Source organism: Nesterenkonia sp. HG001, assembly GCF_034438835.1.
Taxonomy (GTDB): Bacteria; Actinomycetota; Actinomycetes; order Actinomycetales; family Micrococcaceae; genus Nesterenkonia; species Nesterenkonia xinjiangensis.
On sequence record NZ_JAOSZD010000001.1, the window covers coordinates 215,993 to 234,058 of the forward strand.

At 68.3% G+C, this 18,066-nt stretch carries 16 protein-coding genes; 1 reads left to right on the plus strand and 15 read right to left on the minus strand.

The window, feature by feature from the left end:
- Positions 1–2: 2 nt before the first annotated feature.
- From ODE13_RS00955 to rimP, 8 genes are all read right to left on the minus strand, one after another.
- Entirely contained in the window at positions 3–458 is a 456-nt protein-coding gene (locus tag ODE13_RS00955; protein WP_322477583.1) for a hypothetical protein, read from the minus strand.
- Positions 455–823: a hypothetical protein gene (locus ODE13_RS00960; protein ID WP_179542366.1), complete on the minus strand. Its 369-nt coding sequence runs from the start codon at positions 821–823 to the stop codon at positions 455–457. The genes ODE13_RS00955 and ODE13_RS00960 overlap by 4 nt, the downstream gene beginning before the upstream one ends.
- A gap of 91 nt (positions 824–914) precedes the next feature.
- On the minus strand, positions 915–1,904 hold the full coding sequence (truB, locus tag ODE13_RS00965) for a tRNA pseudouridine(55) synthase TruB (protein WP_322477584.1): 990 nt from the start codon (positions 1,902–1,904) through the stop codon (positions 915–917).
- A 15-nt stretch (positions 1,905–1,919) separates the two neighbouring features.
- The gene (rbfA, locus tag ODE13_RS00970) at positions 1,920–2,414 is read right to left on the minus strand and encodes a 30S ribosome-binding factor RbfA (protein ID WP_179542364.1); all 495 of its coding nucleotides are present in this window, start codon (positions 2,412–2,414) and stop codon (positions 1,920–1,922) included.
- A gap of 122 nt (positions 2,415–2,536) precedes the next feature.
- Positions 2,537–5,386, minus strand: coding sequence for a translation initiation factor IF-2 (gene infB / locus ODE13_RS00975; protein ID WP_322477585.1), 2,850 nt, complete (start codon positions 5,384–5,386; stop codon positions 2,537–2,539).
- A 202-nt stretch (positions 5,387–5,588) separates the two neighbouring features.
- Positions 5,589–5,861 (minus strand): YlxR family protein, encoded by a 273-nt coding sequence (locus ODE13_RS00980; RefSeq protein ID WP_416210497.1) that lies wholly within the window; start codon positions 5,859–5,861, stop codon positions 5,589–5,591.
- 134 nt (positions 5,862–5,995) lie between these two features.
- Positions 5,996–6,973 (minus strand): transcription termination factor NusA, encoded by a 978-nt coding sequence (nusA, locus tag ODE13_RS00985; protein WP_179542361.1) that lies wholly within the window; start codon positions 6,971–6,973, stop codon positions 5,996–5,998.
- Positions 6,974–7,072: 99 nt separating this feature from the next.
- Positions 7,073–7,615: a ribosome maturation factor RimP gene (rimP, locus tag ODE13_RS00990; protein ID WP_322477587.1), complete on the minus strand. Its 543-nt coding sequence runs from the start codon at positions 7,613–7,615 to the stop codon at positions 7,073–7,075.
- Positions 7,616–7,873: 258 nt separating this feature from the next.
- On the opposite strand from rimP, the gene ODE13_RS00995 reads away from it, so the two are divergent.
- Positions 7,874–9,001 (plus strand): hypothetical protein, encoded by a 1,128-nt coding sequence (locus ODE13_RS00995; RefSeq protein WP_322477588.1) that lies wholly within the window; start codon positions 7,874–7,876, stop codon positions 8,999–9,001.
- 103 nt (positions 9,002–9,104) lie between these two features.
- Here the strand turns inward: ODE13_RS00995 and ODE13_RS01000 are convergent, their stop codons facing one another.
- The 7 genes from ODE13_RS01000 to ODE13_RS01030 all read right to left on the minus strand — a co-directional run bounded on the left by ODE13_RS01000 (position 9,105) and on the right by ODE13_RS01030 (position 17,862).
- Positions 9,105–9,908, minus strand: a complete 804-nt coding sequence (locus ODE13_RS01000) for a TSUP family transporter (RefSeq protein WP_322477589.1) — start codon at positions 9,906–9,908, stop codon at positions 9,105–9,107.
- A gap of 11 nt (positions 9,909–9,919) precedes the next feature.
- On the minus strand, positions 9,920–11,725 hold the full coding sequence (locus ODE13_RS01005; RefSeq protein ID WP_322477590.1) for a proline--tRNA ligase: 1,806 nt from the start codon (positions 11,723–11,725) through the stop codon (positions 9,920–9,922).
- A gap of 74 nt (positions 11,726–11,799) precedes the next feature.
- Positions 11,800–12,822, minus strand: a complete 1,023-nt coding sequence (locus tag ODE13_RS01010) for a hypothetical protein (RefSeq protein ID WP_322477591.1) — start codon at positions 12,820–12,822, stop codon at positions 11,800–11,802.
- A gap of 212 nt (positions 12,823–13,034) precedes the next feature.
- Positions 13,035–14,585 carry an alpha-N-arabinofuranosidase gene (locus ODE13_RS01015; protein ID WP_322477592.1) on the minus strand — a complete coding sequence of 517 codons (1,551 nt, stop codon included), beginning with the start codon at positions 14,583–14,585 and terminating at the stop codon, positions 13,035–13,037.
- A gap of 93 nt (positions 14,586–14,678) precedes the next feature.
- Complete coding sequence (locus ODE13_RS01020; RefSeq protein ID WP_179542354.1) at positions 14,679–15,569, minus strand: carbohydrate ABC transporter permease; 891 nt, start codon at positions 15,567–15,569, stop codon at positions 14,679–14,681.
- Complete coding sequence (locus ODE13_RS01025) at positions 15,566–16,534, minus strand: sugar ABC transporter permease (RefSeq protein ID WP_322477593.1); 969 nt, start codon at positions 16,532–16,534, stop codon at positions 15,566–15,568. Before ODE13_RS01025 ends, ODE13_RS01020 begins: the two co-directional genes overlap by 4 nt.
- Complete coding sequence (locus ODE13_RS01030) at positions 16,531–17,862, minus strand: extracellular solute-binding protein (protein WP_322477594.1); 1,332 nt, start codon at positions 17,860–17,862, stop codon at positions 16,531–16,533. Before ODE13_RS01030 ends, ODE13_RS01025 begins: the two co-directional genes overlap by 4 nt.
- Positions 17,863–18,066: the final 204 nt, after the last annotated feature.

The window sequence follows — 18,066 nt, forward strand, 5'->3', positions numbered from 1 at the left end:
GATCAGTCGGTGCCCATTCCCGTCCGAGGCACTCCGCTCGGCAGGTTCCGGGACGGCCGATGGCGCCACAGCCAGTACAGCCCCAGGAACGGCAGCACCAGCGGGACGAAGCCGTAGCCCTGCCCGAAGTGCGACCACACGGTGGCCTCCGGGAAGAGCGTCGGATTCAGGAAGGTCCAGGACCCCACCGTCAGCACCCCGACCATCTCGATCAGCACCGCCACCAGCGCAGCACGCCATGCCGCCGTCGAGGTCCGGGCCAGGGCGAGGGTCGCGAAGACGTAGACCAGCGCGGCGAAAGCGCTCAGCGAGTATGCCACCGGAGCGTCGTCGAAGTGCACGAGGATCTGATAGAGCGCCCGGGCGGTGGCCGAGACCGCGAAGATCCCGTAGGCGGTGATGATCAGCATGCCCACCCCGCGATTCCGCGGAGTGGAGGGGCCCGTCTCAGATGTCATAGCGCGCTCCCCCACCAGATGACCTCCATGCGATAGACCATCACGAAGACCACCAGGCCCACGAAGCTCATCACCAGGTTCGACCAGCGGGTCTTGTCGATCATCGCCCAGACGAACACGCCCACGGGCAGCAGCAGCGCCGTGAACACGTAGCCCCAGAACTCCCAGCCCTCACCGGTGATGGTCGCCTCGAAGCCCAGCTGCCGCACCGCGGCGTAGATGCCGTAGGCCACCAGAAAGAGCTCGACGGCGGCGAGGCTGATGATCGAGGAGTCCGCCGGATGGCGGCGCAGCGCCGTCATCACCCAGCAGATCAGCGTGGAGGCGGCGCACACGACGGTGCCGATGATGAACATCAGGGTCATGTGTCTCCTCCTGCCGAGCGGTCCTGGACGATTCTAAACCTCTACACCCTGTAGAACACTTCGCAGCGGAGCATCCGGCAGGTGAAGCCGCTCACTGCGGCGCGAAGACCAGCTCCGGCTTCGCTTGGAAGTCCGCCTGCTCCGCAGCAGCCGCGCGGGCGGCCTCGCCGGAGGCGGAGGCGTCCTTCTTCGCCGGCACGTCCTTCAGCAGAGCGATCAGCTCGCCGTCGGGCCCGAAGGCCGCTGTGAGCTGATCCGGTTCTCCCGCGGCACCTGTGCCGGAGGCGGTGATGCGGCGTCCATGCCCGAGGTTCTCCGCCTCCTCGGCGCTCAGCTCACGCTGCGCGAAGATCCGCGCCGCGGCCTCGGCCAGGCCCACATAGCCGAAGTCCTCGGCCAGCTGGTCCAGAGTCAGCGCGTTCTCGATCCGATAGGGACCCACCGCGGTGCGACGCAGCGCTGTCAGGTGCCCGCCGACCTGGAGCGCCTCCCCCAAGTCACGGGCAAGCGCCCGCACATAGGTGCCGGAGGAGACGTCCACCTCGACGTCGACGTCGACGAGCCGTCCGCCCTCGACGCGCCGGAACTGGAGCACGTCGAAGCGATGCACCGTCACGGGCCGAGCCGCCAGCTGGACGTCCTCGCCCTTGCGGGCACGGTCATAGGCCCGGCGTCCGTCGACCTTGATCGCCGAGACCGTGGCCGGCACCTGCTGGATCTCCCCGGTCAGCCCGTCCACCTCATGCTGCACCCGCTCCGGGGTGATCGCATTGGCGAAGCGGGTCTGGCGCAGCTCACCCTCGGCGTCGTCCGTGGTGGTCGACTGCCCCAACCTGATGGTGGCCGTATAGGTCTTGGAGACCCCCACGATGTGGGTCAGCAGCCGCGTCGCGCGGTTGATGCCGACCACGAGCACCCCGGTGGCCATGGGGTCCAGGGTGCCTGCATGCCCCACCTTGCGGGTGCCCGCCAGCCGGCGGATCCGCCCGACGACGTCATGGCTGGTCCACCCGGCCGGCTTGTCCACCAGCACCAGGCCGGAACCGACAGCGATCTCCTCCGCGCGCTGCTGCTTGCCCATAGGTATGCCGGCCCCTCAGCGCTCGTCAGCGGAGCCGGTCCCGTCAGAGGCGACACCCTCAGAGCCGGCGTGCTCGGACTCCTCCGACCCCTCGCCCATCGAACGGTAGGGGTCCTCGCCCCCGGCCGGAGCCGCCTGCTCGCGCAGGGCGGCGACCTGCTCGTCCTGCTCCCGCGCCTTGCGCAGCAGATCCTCCAGATGCGCGGCGGACTCCGGGATCTCATCAGCGACGAACTCGATGGTCGGGGTGAGCCGGATGGTCAGCTGCTTGCCCATCTCATGGCGCACGGCTCCCTTGTGGGCGGCAAGCACCTCCTCGGCACCCCGGCGGGCGTCGTCGTCACCCATGACCGTGTAGTAGACCGTGGCGTGCTGCAGGTCGTTGGTGACGCGCGCGTCAGTGACAGTGATGAGCTCCGCGCGCTCGTCCTTGACCCGACGACGCAGCGCCTCGGCCACGATCACCTTGATGCGCTGGGCGAGCCGTGCGGCGCGTGCTGGATCAGCCATGATGGCCTCCTTGAAAGTCGAAACGTGGTTCCCAGCCTAGGACAGCCCCAGGCCAGGCAGGGACACCTCCGGGGACCGCACCACGACGGTGCGATCCCCGGAGGTGTCAGGCGACATGAGACTCAGACGCGCGGGATCTCGCGCATCTCCCAGGTCTCGATGACGTCGCCGTCGTTGATGTCGTTGAACGAGCCCAGGCCGATACCGCACTCGAAGCCCTCGCGGACCTCAGTGGCGTCATCCTTGTAGCGACGCAGCGACTCGATGGCCAGGTTGTCCACCACCACAGAGCCGTCGCGCACCAGGCGCGCCTTGGCGTTGCGGCGGATGGTGCCCGACCGGACGATCGAACCGGCGATGTTGCCGAACTTCGAGGAGCGGAAGACCTCGCGGACCTCCGCGCTGCCCAGCTGGACCTCTTCGTACTCCGGCTTGAGCATGCCCTTCAGCGCAGCCTCGATGTCATCGATCGCCGCGTAGATGACCGAGTAGAAGCGCATGTCCACGCCCTCCCGGTCAGCCAGGTCCTGGACCCGCTCGGCCGGACGCACGTTGAATCCGACGATCACGGCCTCATCCACGGTGGCCAGGTTGACGTCATTCTGCGTGATGGCGCCGACGCCACGGTGGATCACGCGCAGCTGCACGTCATCACCGACGTCGATGCCCAGCAGAGCGTCCTCCAGCGCCTCGACAGCACCGGAGACGTCACCCTTGAGGATCAGGTTCAGCGTGTCGATCTTGCCCTCGGCCACGACCTGGTCGAAGTTCTCCAGGCTCACGCGCTTGCGACGCTTGGCCAGCATCGCGTTGCGCTCGACGGCCTCACGCTTCTCAGCGATCTGACGGGCCGTACGGTCATCCGAGGTGACCAGGAAGCTGTCACCGGCGCGCGGCACCGAGGACAGACCCAGCACCTGGACCGGACGGGACGGGACGGCCTCTTCGACCAGATCGCCGTTCTCGTCGAACATCGCACGCACACGGCCGAAGGCGGTGCCGGCGACCATGTTGTCACCGACCTTCAGCGTGCCGGACTGCACCAGCACGGTGGCCACCGGGCCACGGCCCTTGTCCAGGTGTGCCTCGATGGCGACGCCGCGGGCCTCCTTGGACGGGTTGGCCGTCAGCTCCAGCGCCGCATCTGCGGTCAGCAGGATCGCCTCGAGCAGCTGGTCGATGTTCTGACCCTGGATCGCCGAGATGTCGACGAACATGGTCTCGCCGCCGTACTCCTCGGGAATCAGCTCGTACTCGGTGAGCTGCCCACGGATCTTCTCCGGTGCGGCGCCCTCCTTGTCCATCTTGTTGACCGCGACCACGATCGGCACACCGGCCGCCTTGGCGTGGTTCAGCGCCTCCACCGTCTGCGGCATCACGCCGTCGTCGGCGGCGACCACCAGCACGGCGATGTCGGTGACCTTCGCACCACGGGCACGCATGGCGGTGAACGCCTCGTGGCCGGGGGTGTCGATGAAGGTCAGGCCCCGCTCGCGGCCGTCATGCTCGACGTGCACCTGGTACGCACCGATGTGCTGGGTGATGCCTCCGGCCTCACCCTCGGTGACGTTCGAGTTACGGACGGCGTCCAGCAGACGGGTCTTACCGTGGTCGACGTGACCCATGACGGTGACCACCGCGGGACGCGCTTCGAGGTCATCGGCATCCTCGGCGGCCGCCTCGGCCGCCAGGTTGATGTCGAAGGTCTCGAGCAGCTCACGGTCCTCATCCTCAGGCGAGACGATCTGGACCCTGTAGCCCAGCTCCTCCCCGAGCAGCTGGAAGGTCTCCTCGTCCAGGGACTGGTTGGCCGTGGCCATCTCACCGAGCTTCATCAGCACGGTGACCAGCGCCGCGGGCTCAGCATTGATCTTCTCGGCGAAGTCAGCCAGGGAGGAGCCGCGACGCAGGCGCAGGATCGTAGTGCCGTCACCCTTGGGGACGCGCACACCGCCGATCTCACGGGTCTGCCGCTGCTCCATCTCCTGACGCTTGGCGCGCTTGGACTTGCGCGACCTCGACCGGGACGGACCACCGCGCCCGAAGGCGCCGGCAGTGCCGCCACGACCACGGCCACCACGGCCACGCGGCGGGCCGCCGGCCGGAGCACCGGGACGCCCGGGAGCGCCACCGGGACGCCCACCGCCACCGGGAGAGGTGGTCTGTCCGGGCATCATCGAAGGCTTCGGACGAGCGCCGCCGCCCTGCTCCGGGCCCGGACGCGGACCGCCGGGACGAGCACCGCCCTGGGCCGGTGCTCCCTGCCGACCGCGACCGCCCGCGGGACGGGGGCCGCCGCCGCGCTCGGTGCGCATGCCCTGCTGGGAGGCGAACGGGTTGTTGCCCGGACGAGGGCCCGGACGCGGACCGGGGCGGGGGCCGCCGGAACCGCCGGGTCGCGGGGCCGGGCGCTCCGAGGAGCCCATGCCCTGCTTCGGGGCGAACGGGTTGTTGCCCGGACGCGGACCCGGACGAGTGCCGCCAGACTTCGGGGCATCCTCACCGGTCTTGGCGCCGTCGGGCTTCGGACCGCCGGGGCGGGGGGCGCGAGTCACCGGGGACTCCGGAGCAGGCTTGTCCGCAGCAGGCTTCTCGGCCGACTCGCTCGGAGCAGGCGCGGCAGAACCCGCCTGGTCAGGCTTCTCGGCAGAGGGCTGGGGAGCCTCAGCCTGAGGCGCCTGCGGGGCAGGCTTCTCCTCGACAGGCTTCGGACCAGGCTTCTGCGCCGGCTTCGGGCCGGGCTTCACCCCGCCGGGAGTCGGCGAGGGGCCGCCTCCAGGCTTCGGGGCAGACTTCTGGGAGGCGTCCTTCTTGGCGTGGGGGAACGCCGAACGCAGTTTCTTGGCCACCGGGGGTTCCACGGTGGAGGACGGCGACTTCACGAATTCGCCCATCTCCTGCAGCTTGGCAAGAGCGTCCTTGGATGTGATGCCGAGCTCTTTGGCGAGCTCATGTACGCGGGCCTTGGCCACTTTGCTCCTCATTCTGGCCCGCGCGATGCCCGCCGAGATCAGCGGGGCTGATATCAGCGTCTCACCGGACGGAGCCGTTGAAATTTCTGAGATTCATGACGGAGTCACTCAGGGATGTCTTCACTGGGTACTCATCCGTCGGTGCTCATCGGGTGTCCATCTCTTTCCAACCCGCTTTCATCTGGTGTGTGCTGGGACGTCTTCAGCCTCGGCGCCAGGGCCGCACAGCGGCGGCCTCGACGTGCTCGAAACTGAGGGACTCGATGCTGACCGGCCGGCGGAACGCCCGGTTGAAGGCCTTCCGCCGCACCGCCGCCTCGAAGCACTCCGGCCTCGGGTGGATCCACGCTCCGCGACCGGGCATCCGGCACACGGCGTCGACCACCACCCGACAAGGCTGAGAAACCACCTCGCGCCGACCGGACGACCGGTCGGCGTCGGGCTCCACAGCCTCGGGCGCCAGTGCAAGTCTCACGACGTCTCCCTGCTCAACCCGTCGGCGACAGCCGACGCAGGTTCGGACAGGGACCATGACAGTCTACCCCCTCGGCGTGGTCACGGAAGAATCATTCCCGCGCGAGTGAGTCCCCTCACCCACAGGCCGGGTGGTCAGTCGGCGGCAGGAGCGGCGTCGGAGACGATGTCGATGCGCCAACCGGTCAGTTTGGCGGCCAGACGGGCGTTCTGCCCCTCCTTGCCGATCGCCAGGGAGAGCTGGTAATCGGGAACGACCACCCGCGCCGAGCGGGCGTTCTCGTCCACGACCGTCACCGAGGAGACCTTCGAGGGCGACAGCGCATGGGCGATGAACTCCGCCGGGTCGTCACTGTGATCGATGATGTCGATCTTCTCGTCGTTGAGCTCGGTCATCACGGCCCGCACGCGGGAGCCCATCGATCCGATGCAGGCGCCCTTGGCGTTGATCCCCGACTGGCTGCTCCGCACGGCGATCTTGGTGCGGTGGCCGGCCTCGCGAGCGATGGCGGTGATCTCCACCGTGCCGTCGGCGATCTCCGGGACCTCGTGCTCGAAGAGCTTCTTCACCAGCCCCGGGTGCGAGCGGGAGAGCGTGATCGAAGGCCCCTTCATCCCGCGGTGGACGTCCACCACGAAGGCCCGCAGGCGCGAACCATGGGAGTAGACCTCCCCGGGAACGTGCTCCTGCGGGGGCAGGACAGCCTCCACGGAGCCCAGGTCCACCTGCACCATGTGCGGGTTGCGACCCTGCTGGACGAGACCGGAGATCAGCTCGCCCTCGCGGCCTTTGAACTCACCGAGGACCTGGTCATCCTCAGCATCACGGATGCGCTGCATGATGACCTGCCGTGCGGTGGACGCGGCGATGCGACCGAAGTTCTTCGGAGTGTCGTCGAACTCGCCGAGGACGCCGCCCTCCTCGGTGAACTCCTTGGCCCAGACGGTCACGTGACCGGTGGACTGATCGATCTCGGCACGAGCGTGCTGCAGCGCTCCCGGGGACTTGTGGTATGCCAGCACGAGAGCCTGCTCGATGGCCGGTATCAGCTTCTCGAGGGGAATGTCACGCTCTTTGACGAGCATGCGCAGGGCACTCATATCGATATCCACTTGTTCCTCCAGTTCGCCCGTGCCGCACAGGCCCGGTCCGATCGCTCCGTCGCTCATCCTCCGGCCGATGATCTCGGCCGGCCTCTTCGCTCGGTGTGGTCACTCCTTGTGGGAAAACTCTACCTGCACTCGGGCGCGGCGGATCGCATCGAAGGCGATCTCCACCGGATCCCCGTACTTCACCGGCATGCCCTTCTTCGGGGCTGGGCGCTGCTCGGCGACAACCACGCCGTCGTCGGCGACCTCCTCCAGGCGCGCCACCACCGGAGCGCCCTCCTCCCGTTCGATCTCCAGCAGCCGGCCGACGTTGCGCGCGAAATGCCGCGGCTCGGTCAACGGACGGGTCGCGCCCGGGGTGGAGACCTCAAGGTCATAGGAGGCGACCTCGGTGAGCACGTCCGCGCCGTCCAGCACCGCCGACAGCGCCTCGGAGAGACCCGCGACGGTGTCCAGATCGACCTGCTCGGTGCCTGCAGCGAAGTCCACGACCACTCGCAGGGTGGTGGTCGGGCCGCTGGCCAGATCGACCTCCTCCAGGTGCAGCCCGTGGGCTGTGACGGTCGGCTCGATCACGGAGACCAGCGCCGAGGCTCGGGGGTCGCGGGACTCCTGGTCCTCGCGGGGGCGGCGTGGGGATGCCATGGGACGTACCTCCGGCGGTCGGGTGCTGGTGCGCCTCGATTGTATCGGTGCGGGGAGCACAGTGCCGCTCTCCGACGGGGCCCGCTGACGACGGCGCCCCGTCATGTTTCTCACACCTTTCAGCAGTCCCCGTCCTGTTCGTCTGTCCCCGTGGAAATGTACGGGGACAGACGAACAGGACGGGGACAAGAGGTGGGGGTTGTCCACAGATGCGCACGAGAGCCCCACGCCTCCGACCCGGTGCGCCATAGTCGGAGGATGAGCGCCGCCCGTCGAACCGCCAGCCATCCGCTCCTCCATGCCGGGTCATCCGAGGACAGCACACAGGCCTCCCAGAGCTTCACCCGAGCCGTCGACGCCGGACGTCTGCTTCGACTCCGCCGTGGCGTGTACATCGACCCGGGGGCATGGTTGCAGGCACCGCCCTGGGACCGGCACCTGCTGGCCACCGCGGCGACACGGCTGGCCGCCCCAGGCTCCGTCATCTGCCGGGAGACGGCCCTGGCCGTGCACGGGGTGGACCAGCTCCGCGTCCCGGAGGCAGTTCACCTGCGCACCTGGCGACGCCAAGAGGCGGGGATCCGGCCCGCGCCCCGGCTCGTCGGGCGTGCCGGACCGGACACCGTGGGCGCCCTTCTGGCCTCCTCTGACGGGCCGCTGAAGGGCCCACGCCGTCGTCGGCCCGACACTGCTGATCTGGCGGGCGTGCCCACCCGGAGGGTGCTGGCCTCCAGCGCCATGCGGCAGGCCGCCGAGACGCTTCCCTCCCCCGCCACGGTTCGCCGACCCCTGCCCGACGCCGGGGAGCACAGACTGCACGATCTTGGGATCCTCGTCGAGCCGCTGGGCCTCGTGCTCGCTGACACCCTGCCCCGCATGGAGGTCACCGACGCCGTCGTCGTGCTCGACTCGGTGCGGTCCGGACGCTGGGCCTCAGGGCACAGGCTGGCCCCGGAAGACGTCGAGCCGTGGACCCCGCTCATCCGCAGCCGGCGAGGCAGCCGACGCTGGGCCAGCGCGTGGGCACGCTCCGACTCCGGCGCGGAGTCTGTCGGAGAGTCGCTGACCCGCCTGCGCGTGGAGGACCTCGGGTTCGAGACGCCTGAGACACAGGTGGAGTTCGTCCTGCCCGACGGCAGGACTGCTCGGGTGGACCTGTTCTGGAGGAGCGCAGGGATCGTCGGGGAGTTCGACGGATGGGCGAAGTACACCCGAAACGGCGTGCTCGGGCACCGCGATGTCTCTGAGGTGGTGTACGAGGAGAAGGTCCGCGAGGACGGCCTGCGGGCCCTGGGCCTCGGCGTCGCCCGCTTCATATGGACGGAGGTCCAGACCGTGGAGCTGCTGCGCCAGAAGCTGGTGAACGCCGGCGTCCCGCGGGTCTAGGGCCACTTCGTCCCCGTCGAGTTCGCTTGTCCCCGCGGAATTGCACGGGGACAAGCGAACTCGACGGGGACGAGCAGGGCGAGGGCGGGACAGGGCCGGGCGGTCAGCCGAACCAGGTGGTCAGCAGGTCCCAGCTCAGGTTGGCCACCAGGGCGAACACCACCACCAGGAACACCACGCGGACGAACCGTGACCCCTTGGCGATCGCCATGCGCGCCCCGGTGTAGCCGCCCAGCATGTTCGCCACGCCCAGCAGCAGGCCGACCGCGATCAGCGCGTGGCCGGCAGGGCCGAAGTACAGCAGCGCCCCCAGGTTGGTCGCCGCGTTGACGATCTTCGCGTGGGCCGAGGCGTTGAGGAAGCTGTACCCCAGCACCATCACCAGACCGATGATCAGGAACGTCCCCGTCCCCGGCCCCAGCACACCGTCATAGAAACCCACCAACAGACCGATCAGCACCGCACGAGCCACGTGTCCCAGCCCCACGTGGCGCAGCTTCTCCAGCTGTCCCACGTTCGGCTTCGCCGCGGTGAAGACACCCACCGCCAGCAGCGCCAGCACGATCAACGGCAGGATCACCGCCTCCGGGAGCCACGCGGCCACCATCGCCCCGCCGAAGCTGGCGCAGAGGGCCGCGAAAGCCGTCGGAGCAGCCGTGGTCAGACTGGGCTTCACACGCCGGATGTAGGTGATCGCCGAGGTGGTGGTCCCGAAGATCGACCCCAGCTTGTTGGTGGCCAGCGCCTGCACCGGAGTGATCCCCGGAACCGTCAGCAGTGCGGGCAGCTGCAGCAGCCCGCCCCCGCCGACGACGGCATCCACCCACCCGGCCGCGAAGCCCACGACCAGCAGCAGCAGGATCGTCAGCAGCGAGATCTCGGCAAGCTGGTCGAGAAGAACCTCCACGACCGCGGCCGTCAGCGCAGCGAGGAGACGCGCCCGACGATCGCCGTCACGGCGCCGTCGACGGGGACCTGCTCAGCCTCACCCGAGCGGCGGTCCTTGAGCTCGATCATCCCGTCGACCAGACCCCGGCCCACCACCACAAGGGTGGGCACGCCCAGCAGCTCGGCGTCCGAGAACTTCACGCCCGGGGACACCTTGGGGCGGTCGTCGAACATCACCGAGACGCCCTCCACCTCCAGAGCCGCCACGAGCGTCTCAGCCGCCTCGCCGATCGCCGGGTCCTTGCCAGTGGCCACCACGTGCACGTCCGCCGGGGCGATCGAACCGGGCCACACCAGGCCGCGCTCATCGTTGTTGGCCTCCGCGATCGCGGCCAGCACCCGGGTCACGCCGAAGCCGTAGGAGCCCATGGTCACGGTGGCCAGCTTGCCGTTGACGTCGAGGACCTGCAGTCCCAGCGCTTCGGCGTAGCGCTTCCCGAGATGGAAGATGTGACCCAGCTCGATGCCGCGGCGCGTGCGCAGCGGACCGGAGCCGTCCGGGGCGGGGTCTCCCTCCTTCACCACCACGGACTCGATCACGCCGTCCCAGGTGAAGTCACGGCCGGCCACCAGCCCGAAGACATGCTGATCCCGGTGATTCGCTCCGGTGATCCAGCTGGTGCCCGAGACCACCCTGGGGTCCACCAGGTACGGGATGCCGGTGGCGCCCTCTGCCCCCAGGACCGGGTGTTCCAGCTCCAGGCCGGGGCCGATGTAGCCGCGGACCAGCAGCGGGTGAGACTCCAGGTCCTCCGAGGTAGCTGCCTCGACGGTGACCTCGCCGGCCGCGCCCAGGTGTTCCCCGACGGTCGCCTCCACACGCTTGAGGTCGACGTCGCGGTCTCCAGGCACTGCGATGACCGCCACGCGCCTCTCACCGTCAGGCATCACGACGGCGATCACCACGTTCTTCAAGGTGTCCGCGGCCGTCCAGGCCCGGTCTGCGCGTGCGTGGTTCTCGTTCGCCGCTGCGACCAGCGTCTCGATGGTGTTGGTCCCCGGGGTGTGGTGCACCTCGGCCGGGGGCAGGTCGGAATGGTCGATCGCTGCGGGCACCACCGTGGTGACTGCCTCCACATTGGCGCGGTAGCCGCCGTCGGACTCCACGAAGGTGTCCTCCCCGACCGAGGACGGGAACAGGAACTCCTCGGAGGCCGAGCCGCCCATCGCCCCGGAGACCGCGTCCACCGGCACGACCTCGAGCCCCAGACGCTCGAAGATCCGCAGATAGGCGGCACGGTGGGCGTCGTAGGCCGCCCGCTGATCCTCCTCGGAGAGGCAGAACGAGTAGGAGTCCTTCATGATGAACTCTCGGCCGCGCAGCAGGCCGGCCCGCGGACGGGCCTCGTCCCGGTACTTGGTCTGGATCTGGTACAGCGAGACCGGCAGGTCCTTGTACGAGGTGTAGAAGTCCTTCACCAGGAGGGTGAAGAGCTCCTCATGGGTGGGCGCCAGCAGGTAGTCCGCGCCCTTGCGGTCCTGGAGACGGAAGATGTTGTCCCCATAGTCCTCCCAACGGCCGGAGGCCTCATAGGGCTCCTTCGGCAGCAGCGCCGGCAGGTGGATCTCCTGGGCGCCGATCCGGTCCATCTCCTCCCGGACGATGGCCTCCAGCTTGCGCAGCACCTTGATCCCCAGCGGCAGCCACGAGTACACGCCCGGTGCCGCACGACGGATATAGCCTGCACGGACCAGCAGCTGATGGCTGGCGACCTCGGCGTCGGCGGGGTTGTCACGCAAGGTGCGGAGAAAGAGATCCGACAGTCTCAGGGGCACGGTGAACTCAATTCCAGATCGATGGGTCTGCTGCCGAAGGAAGTCTACTAGGGGTCACCGACAGAGCCGGGCGCTCAGGAGTCGTCCTGGTCCGTTTCGTCCTGGTCCGTTTCGTCCTCGTCCGTTTCGTCCTGGTCCGTTTCGTCCCCGTCGCCGGACTCCTCGTCAGACTCGTCCTCGTCTGACCCAGCGTCCTCGTCGGCATCCTCGTCATCGTCGTCTTCGTCCTCGAGGGCGAGATCCTCGCCGGTCAGATCCGAGAGCACCGCCGCGGCCTGCTCCTGCAGCTGCTCCACCAGGTCCTCGACCTCGTCCTCCTCCGGCGCCTCGGCCCCGGCTTCGGCTACGAGCACCACCTGGGAGCCATGCCGCAGCATCACGGCCACCAGATGGGAGGTGGCACCGTCGGCCCTCAGCTCCTGGGTCAGCCCCAGCGACGCGTCGGCGGCGGAGGACATCGAGACCTCCTCGACCGTGACCTCGGTGACCGGAGGCTCCCCGTCCTCCTCACCGGAAGGTCGGGTCGCCGTGTAGGTGTCGCAGAGCGCGACGCCGTCCTGCTCGCCGGAGAGCAGAGCGTCGGCCGACTCCCACTCAGCGAAGGTGTAGACGGTCGCCTCCACGCTGCCCGAGCCGGTGTCCTCAGAATCTTCAGAGTCCCCCGAGCCGCCCGAGTCCTCCGAACCCCCGACCGATCCTGCCTGCACCGCGTGGGCCACCAGCGAGCCGTCAGGGAGCGGGCTCGCGGACTCCACCACGTACTGCTTGCACTCCTGAGGCGCCACCCGCAGGCGCTGGAGCTCGGTGTCCAGATCGCGCAGGCCCGGCAGGACGTCGTCGGTGTCGGTGATGGTCGCCTCGCCGAAGTGCTCCTCCAGGGCTTCACGCATCTCCTCATGGGAGAGCTGGTTGCCTTCGGGTTCGGGGGCACGCAGCTGCTGGTCCCCGCCAGGGTCGCCGATCGGTCCTCCCCCACGGTCCCGGTCTGCGATGGCCGGATCATCGCCACATCCGGCCATCATGAGCACCCCGGAGACCGCGAGCGCCACGGCGACGGCGGAGGGACGACGACGGCGGCCTGGGGCGGGCTGCGGCATATCCGGTTCTCCTCGGAGGTCGGCCGGGGACGTCTGCGGGCTGAAGCCCAGCGGTCAGGACAGCGGCGAGCCGGACGCACCTGACCCACCGCACCTTCCAGTATGGGCGTCGATCCGGGCGGGCAGATCCCCGACGCGCGGACGGGCCGTGTGTGAGGCTGAAGCTCACACACGGCCCGTCCCTCCCCGCCGGGGCACCGGCGGTCCTGCGCTCAGGCGGACTTGACCTCCAGCTGCACCACGGCCCAGGACATCGGCGGCAGCGTCACTCGCAGCGCGCCGTCCTCGAGCCCGACCTCACGCAGCGGACGGAGGCCGACGGCGTCCTGATCGTCGAGCACGTTCGCCGCCTTGCGGTCCCGCTCCTCCGGGATCGCGAGCACTTCGGCGGAGCTGATTCCGGTGGCCTCGAGACCATGCAGGTCCAGGGTGAGGTCGTTGGACTCCTCCATCCCCCGGTTGGCCACGAACAGCGACAGCCTCCCGGTACCCTCGTCCCAGGTGGCGGCGGCGTCGACGACGTCGACGTCCCCGAACTTCTGGGTGGAGACCTGGTCAGCGTCCACGGCAAGGCGCAGGATCTGCCCGCGCGCCATGGCGGCGATCCTGGCGAAGGGCCAGAAGATGGACTGACGCCAGGCCGGGCCCCCTTCTTCAGAGAGGATCGGGGCGATGACGTTGACCAGCTGCGCCTGATTGGCGATCCGCACGCGGTCACCATGGCGCAGCAGCGAGTGCATCAGGGTTCCCACCACCACCGCATCGGTGACGTTGTAGGAGTCCTCGATCAGCCGGGGATGCTTCTGCCACCCCTTGGCGACCTGGTGGGGCTGGTCCTCGGTCTCGAGGCCCCGCTGGTACCAGACGTTCCACTCGTCGAAGGAGATGTCGACCTGCTTGGTGTGCTTGCCGGCGGCCTTCACGGCGTCGATGGTGGAGACCACGCCGTCGATAAACGCGTCCATGTCCACCGCCTCGGCCAGGAAGGAGGCGGCGTCGCCGTCGTGCTCCTGGTAGTAGGCGTGCATGGAGATGTAGTCGACCTCCGCATAGGTGTGCGAGAGCACGGTGTGCTCCCAGGAGCCGAAGGTCGGCATCTGCCGGTTGGAGGAGCCCACGGCCACGAGCTCGAGGTCCGGGTCCACCAGCCGCATGGCCTTGGCGGTCTCCTGGGCCAGCCGACCGTACTCGTCTGCGGTCTTGTGCCCGATCTGCCATGGCCCGTCGAGTTCGTTGCCCAGGCACCACAGGCGGATGTCGAAGGGCTCTTCGATGGTGCCGGTGGCCGCGCCGTTCTTCCTGCGCAGATCGGACCAATAGGTGCCACCCGGGTGGTTGGCATACTCCACCAGGGCACGGGCCTCCTCCACCCCGCGGGTGCCGAGGTTGACGGCCTCCATGACCTCGACCTCGGCCTCACGCGCCCACTCCACGAACTCGTGAAGGCCGAAGGCGTTGGTCTCGATGGAGTGCCAGGCGCCGTCGATGCGGACCGGACGGTCCTCCACCGGCCCGACGCCGTCCTCCCACAGGTAGCCGGAGACGAAGTTGCCGCCCGGGTAGCGCACCACGGTGGGGCCGAGCTCCTTGACCAGCTTCATGACGTCCTGACGGAAGCCGCGCTGATCGGCCTGCGGGTGACCGGGCTCGAAGATGCCGGTGTACACGCACCGGCCCATGTGCTCCACGAAGGATCCGAAGAGCCTGTGGGGCACGTCCGCGACGGTGAAGGCGCGGTCGACGGTCAGATGTGCCTGGGACATGAGTCTCCTGTTCTTAAAGGGTGAGGGGATGTCTGGAGAGAGCTGGGTGCCCCGGTGGCACCGCCGTACGACGACGCCGCCGGGGTGGGGAGGTCACTTCCCGCCGAAGCCGGTGGTGGCCACACCCTGGACGATCTGGCGCTGGAAGAAGAGGAACACCACGATCAGCGGCAGCGCGGCCAGCACGGCCTGGGCCATCACCTGGGCATAGGCGACGCCGTAGGCGCTGATCACGGTTTGCAGTCCGACCGGCAGCGTCATGAGCAGCGTGTCGTTGATGATGATGAACGGCCACAGGAAGTTGTTCCAGGCTTGGATGAAGACGAAGATCGACACCGCGCCGAGGATCGGTTTGGACAGCGGCAGCACCACCGACCAGAAGACCCGCAGCCGTCCGGCGCCGTCCACCCGGGCGGCGTCCTCCAGCTCGATGGGCACTGCGTCGAAGAACTTCTTCAGGATGAACACGATCGGCGCCATGACCACCTGCGGCAGGATCAGACCCCAGTAGGTGTCGACCATGTTGAACGCCAGCATCTGGTAGTACAGCGGGATGATCAGCACCTGTGGCGGCACGATGATCGACGCGATGACGGCGAAGAACACGGTGGCCCGGCCGCGGAACTGCATCCGGGAGAAGGCGTAGGCGGCCAGCGCGGAGATCGCCACGGTGAGGAAGGTGATCACCGCCGAGGTCCAGAAGCTGTTCCACGCCCAGATGTAGACGTTGCCCTCGGAGAGAACCGTGTCGAAGGCCGCGAAGGAGATGCCCTCCGAGCCGATGAGCGTCAGCCGACCGGAGGCGGCGTCGGTCTCGGTCTTCAACGAGGTGGCCACGGCCCACACGAAGGGCAGGAGCCAGACCAGAGCCATCACGGCCAGGGCGATGAAGGCCAGGATCCGGGCCGGTGTGAAGGGCCCCTCCCCCGGCTTGTAGCTGCGCTTGACGCTCCCGATCTGCGGGAGTGCTGCCGTGGTGGTCATCGCTGCCCCTTCCTGCGGTTGAGGATGCCCATCTGGATCACGCCGACCACGACGATCAGGGCGAAGAACACGTACGAGATGGACGCGGCATAGCCGAAGCGGTAGCCGACGAAGCCGGCCTCGAAGATGTACTGCACGATGGGCCGCGAGGTGTCCGAGGAGATCCCGCCGAGCATCTGGTAGGCCTGGTCGAAGAGCTTCAGCGAGGCCAGGATCTGCAGGATGAAGATCACCCCGGTCACGGGCAGCAGCTGCGGAATCGTGATCGACCACAGCTGGCGCCAGCGGCCGGCGCCGTCCACCGCCGCGGCCTCGTACTGGCTCTCCGGGATGTTCTGCAGTGCGGCCAGGTAGAGCAGGAAGTTGAAGCCGACCGTCCACCACACGGTGGCGATGGTGATGGAGATCAGGTCCAGATGCAGGGTCTGCAGCCAGGCCAGCGGCTCCAACCCGACGGCGGAGAGCACCGCGTTGGCCGCGCCGATCTCCGGGTTGAAGATCCACGCCCAGATCTGTGAGATCACCGTGGAGGCCAGCAGGAACGGCATGAAGAACGAGAGTCGCCACAGCCACTGCCCCGGCAGGCCGGTGTTGACCAGCAGGGCCATGACCATCGCGAACAGCACCAGGGGCACAGTGGAGATGATGGTGAACCATACGGTGTTGCGGATCGCGCCCCACATGGTGGAGTCGGTGAAGGCCTCGGCGTAGTTGTCCAGGCCCACGAAGTTCCCGCCCGAACCGGCCAGCGACTGGTCGGTGAAGCTCAGCCAGGCGCCGTGGAGCATCGGCCAGACGACGAACATCAGAAACGCGATCATGAAGGGGGCCAGGAAGGCCCAGGCCACCAGGCGCTCCTTCCGGCGCGCGGCCCGTTCGCCGACCTGGGCGATGCCGGTGCCGGGCGGCGCCATCTCGTCGAGGCGGTCGGTCTTCTCGGTGGTGGTCATTCGGATGTCGCTCATACCTGCTCAGCCCCCTCCGGGTCCACGGGGTTGGGATTGGACAGGATCGAGTTCACGTAGGAACGGAACTGGTCCAGGGCGTCCTCGAAGCCGTCTCCGGCGGTCATCGCGCGCTGGAACATCTGCCCCAGCTCGTTGACGAAGTTGGACCCGGATCCGGTGAACCAGGCGGTGGGGTCGTAGACGATGTGGTCGGCGGCGTCCGCGTAGTTGGCCTGCGGCAGCAGCTCCTGATACTCGGGGCTGTCCACCACCGGCAGATAGGCGGCGATATGGCCGGCGGTCGCCCAGTTCACGGAGTCTTTGAGCAGCTGGGCGACGAACTCGTAGGTATGCTCGCGAGCCTGAGGGTCCGGGCTGAGCTGGTGCGGCAGCACGAAGGAGTGCGAGTCAGCGTAGGTGATGGGCTCGCCGAAGATCGGCGGAATCATGTCCATGTCCACCGGGATGCCGGCGTTCTGCATGGTGGGCAGCTCCCAGACGCCGCTGAAGAACAGCCCGGTGCTGCCGGAGGAGAACTCCGCGACGGCGGAGTCGTAGTTGCCGCGGCTGGAGGCGATGGTCCCGTCGACCAAACGGCTCATGTGCTCCAGGGAGCTGAGGAAGGCCTCGTCGTCGATGACGGCTTCGCCTCCGTCGGGGAACTCCATGGTGACCCCGTGCTGGGCGTAGAAGGTGTAGAAGAGCCGCCAGATCTGCGGAGCGTCACCCAGGAATCCGTAGGACAGCGCGTTGCCGCCGGTCACTCCTCCGATCTCCTCACACAGGGAGATGAACTCGTCCGGGGACTGCGGGACGCTCAGGCGTCCGTCGCTTTCGAGGACGCCTGCCTCCTGGCAGATGTCGCGGTTGAACATCATCAGGAACGGATGGGCATCGAGCGGCACGCTGTAGAGCTCGCCGCCCACGAGGCTGTTCTCCCACATGGGGCCCGTGAAGGTGGACTCGTCGACGCCGAGCTCGGCGAGCTGTCCCTCGTCCCACGGGTCCAGGAGGCCGCCGGGCACATAGCCGGGCACCCGCGTGGAGTGCATGATGGCGACCTCCGGGGCACGGCCGCCCGCGCCGGCCATGGCCAGCTTCGTGTAGTACGGGGTGCCCCAGGCCAGCACGGTCGGGCGGACGAAGAAGTCGTCCTGGGAGTCATTGACGCCGTCCAGCAGCTCGGCCATGGTGATGCCGTCACCGCCGCTGAGCAGATGCCAGAACTGCAGGGTGGTCCGGTCAGCGGGCCCGACGTTGGGCGCGCATCCGGCCAGCGCGGCGGCTCCTGCGCCGGCGAGCGCGCCCCCGAGGAGCTGCCTCCTGCTGAGGATGGGTCGTCTCATAGATGCTCATTCCTTGGTCGGGACCATGGGGTCCGCAGGTGCGCCCCCATCATCTTTACATCGATGTAATTCTGTCTCGGAGAACCCAGCCCCTTCCTTCCACGCACGGCCGAGCGTGATCGAGGACAGGAATTCCATCGATGGAACTACGCCTCAGAGAATCTCCTTGTGGCGCACATCACGATGGACACCATGCTACTGGAG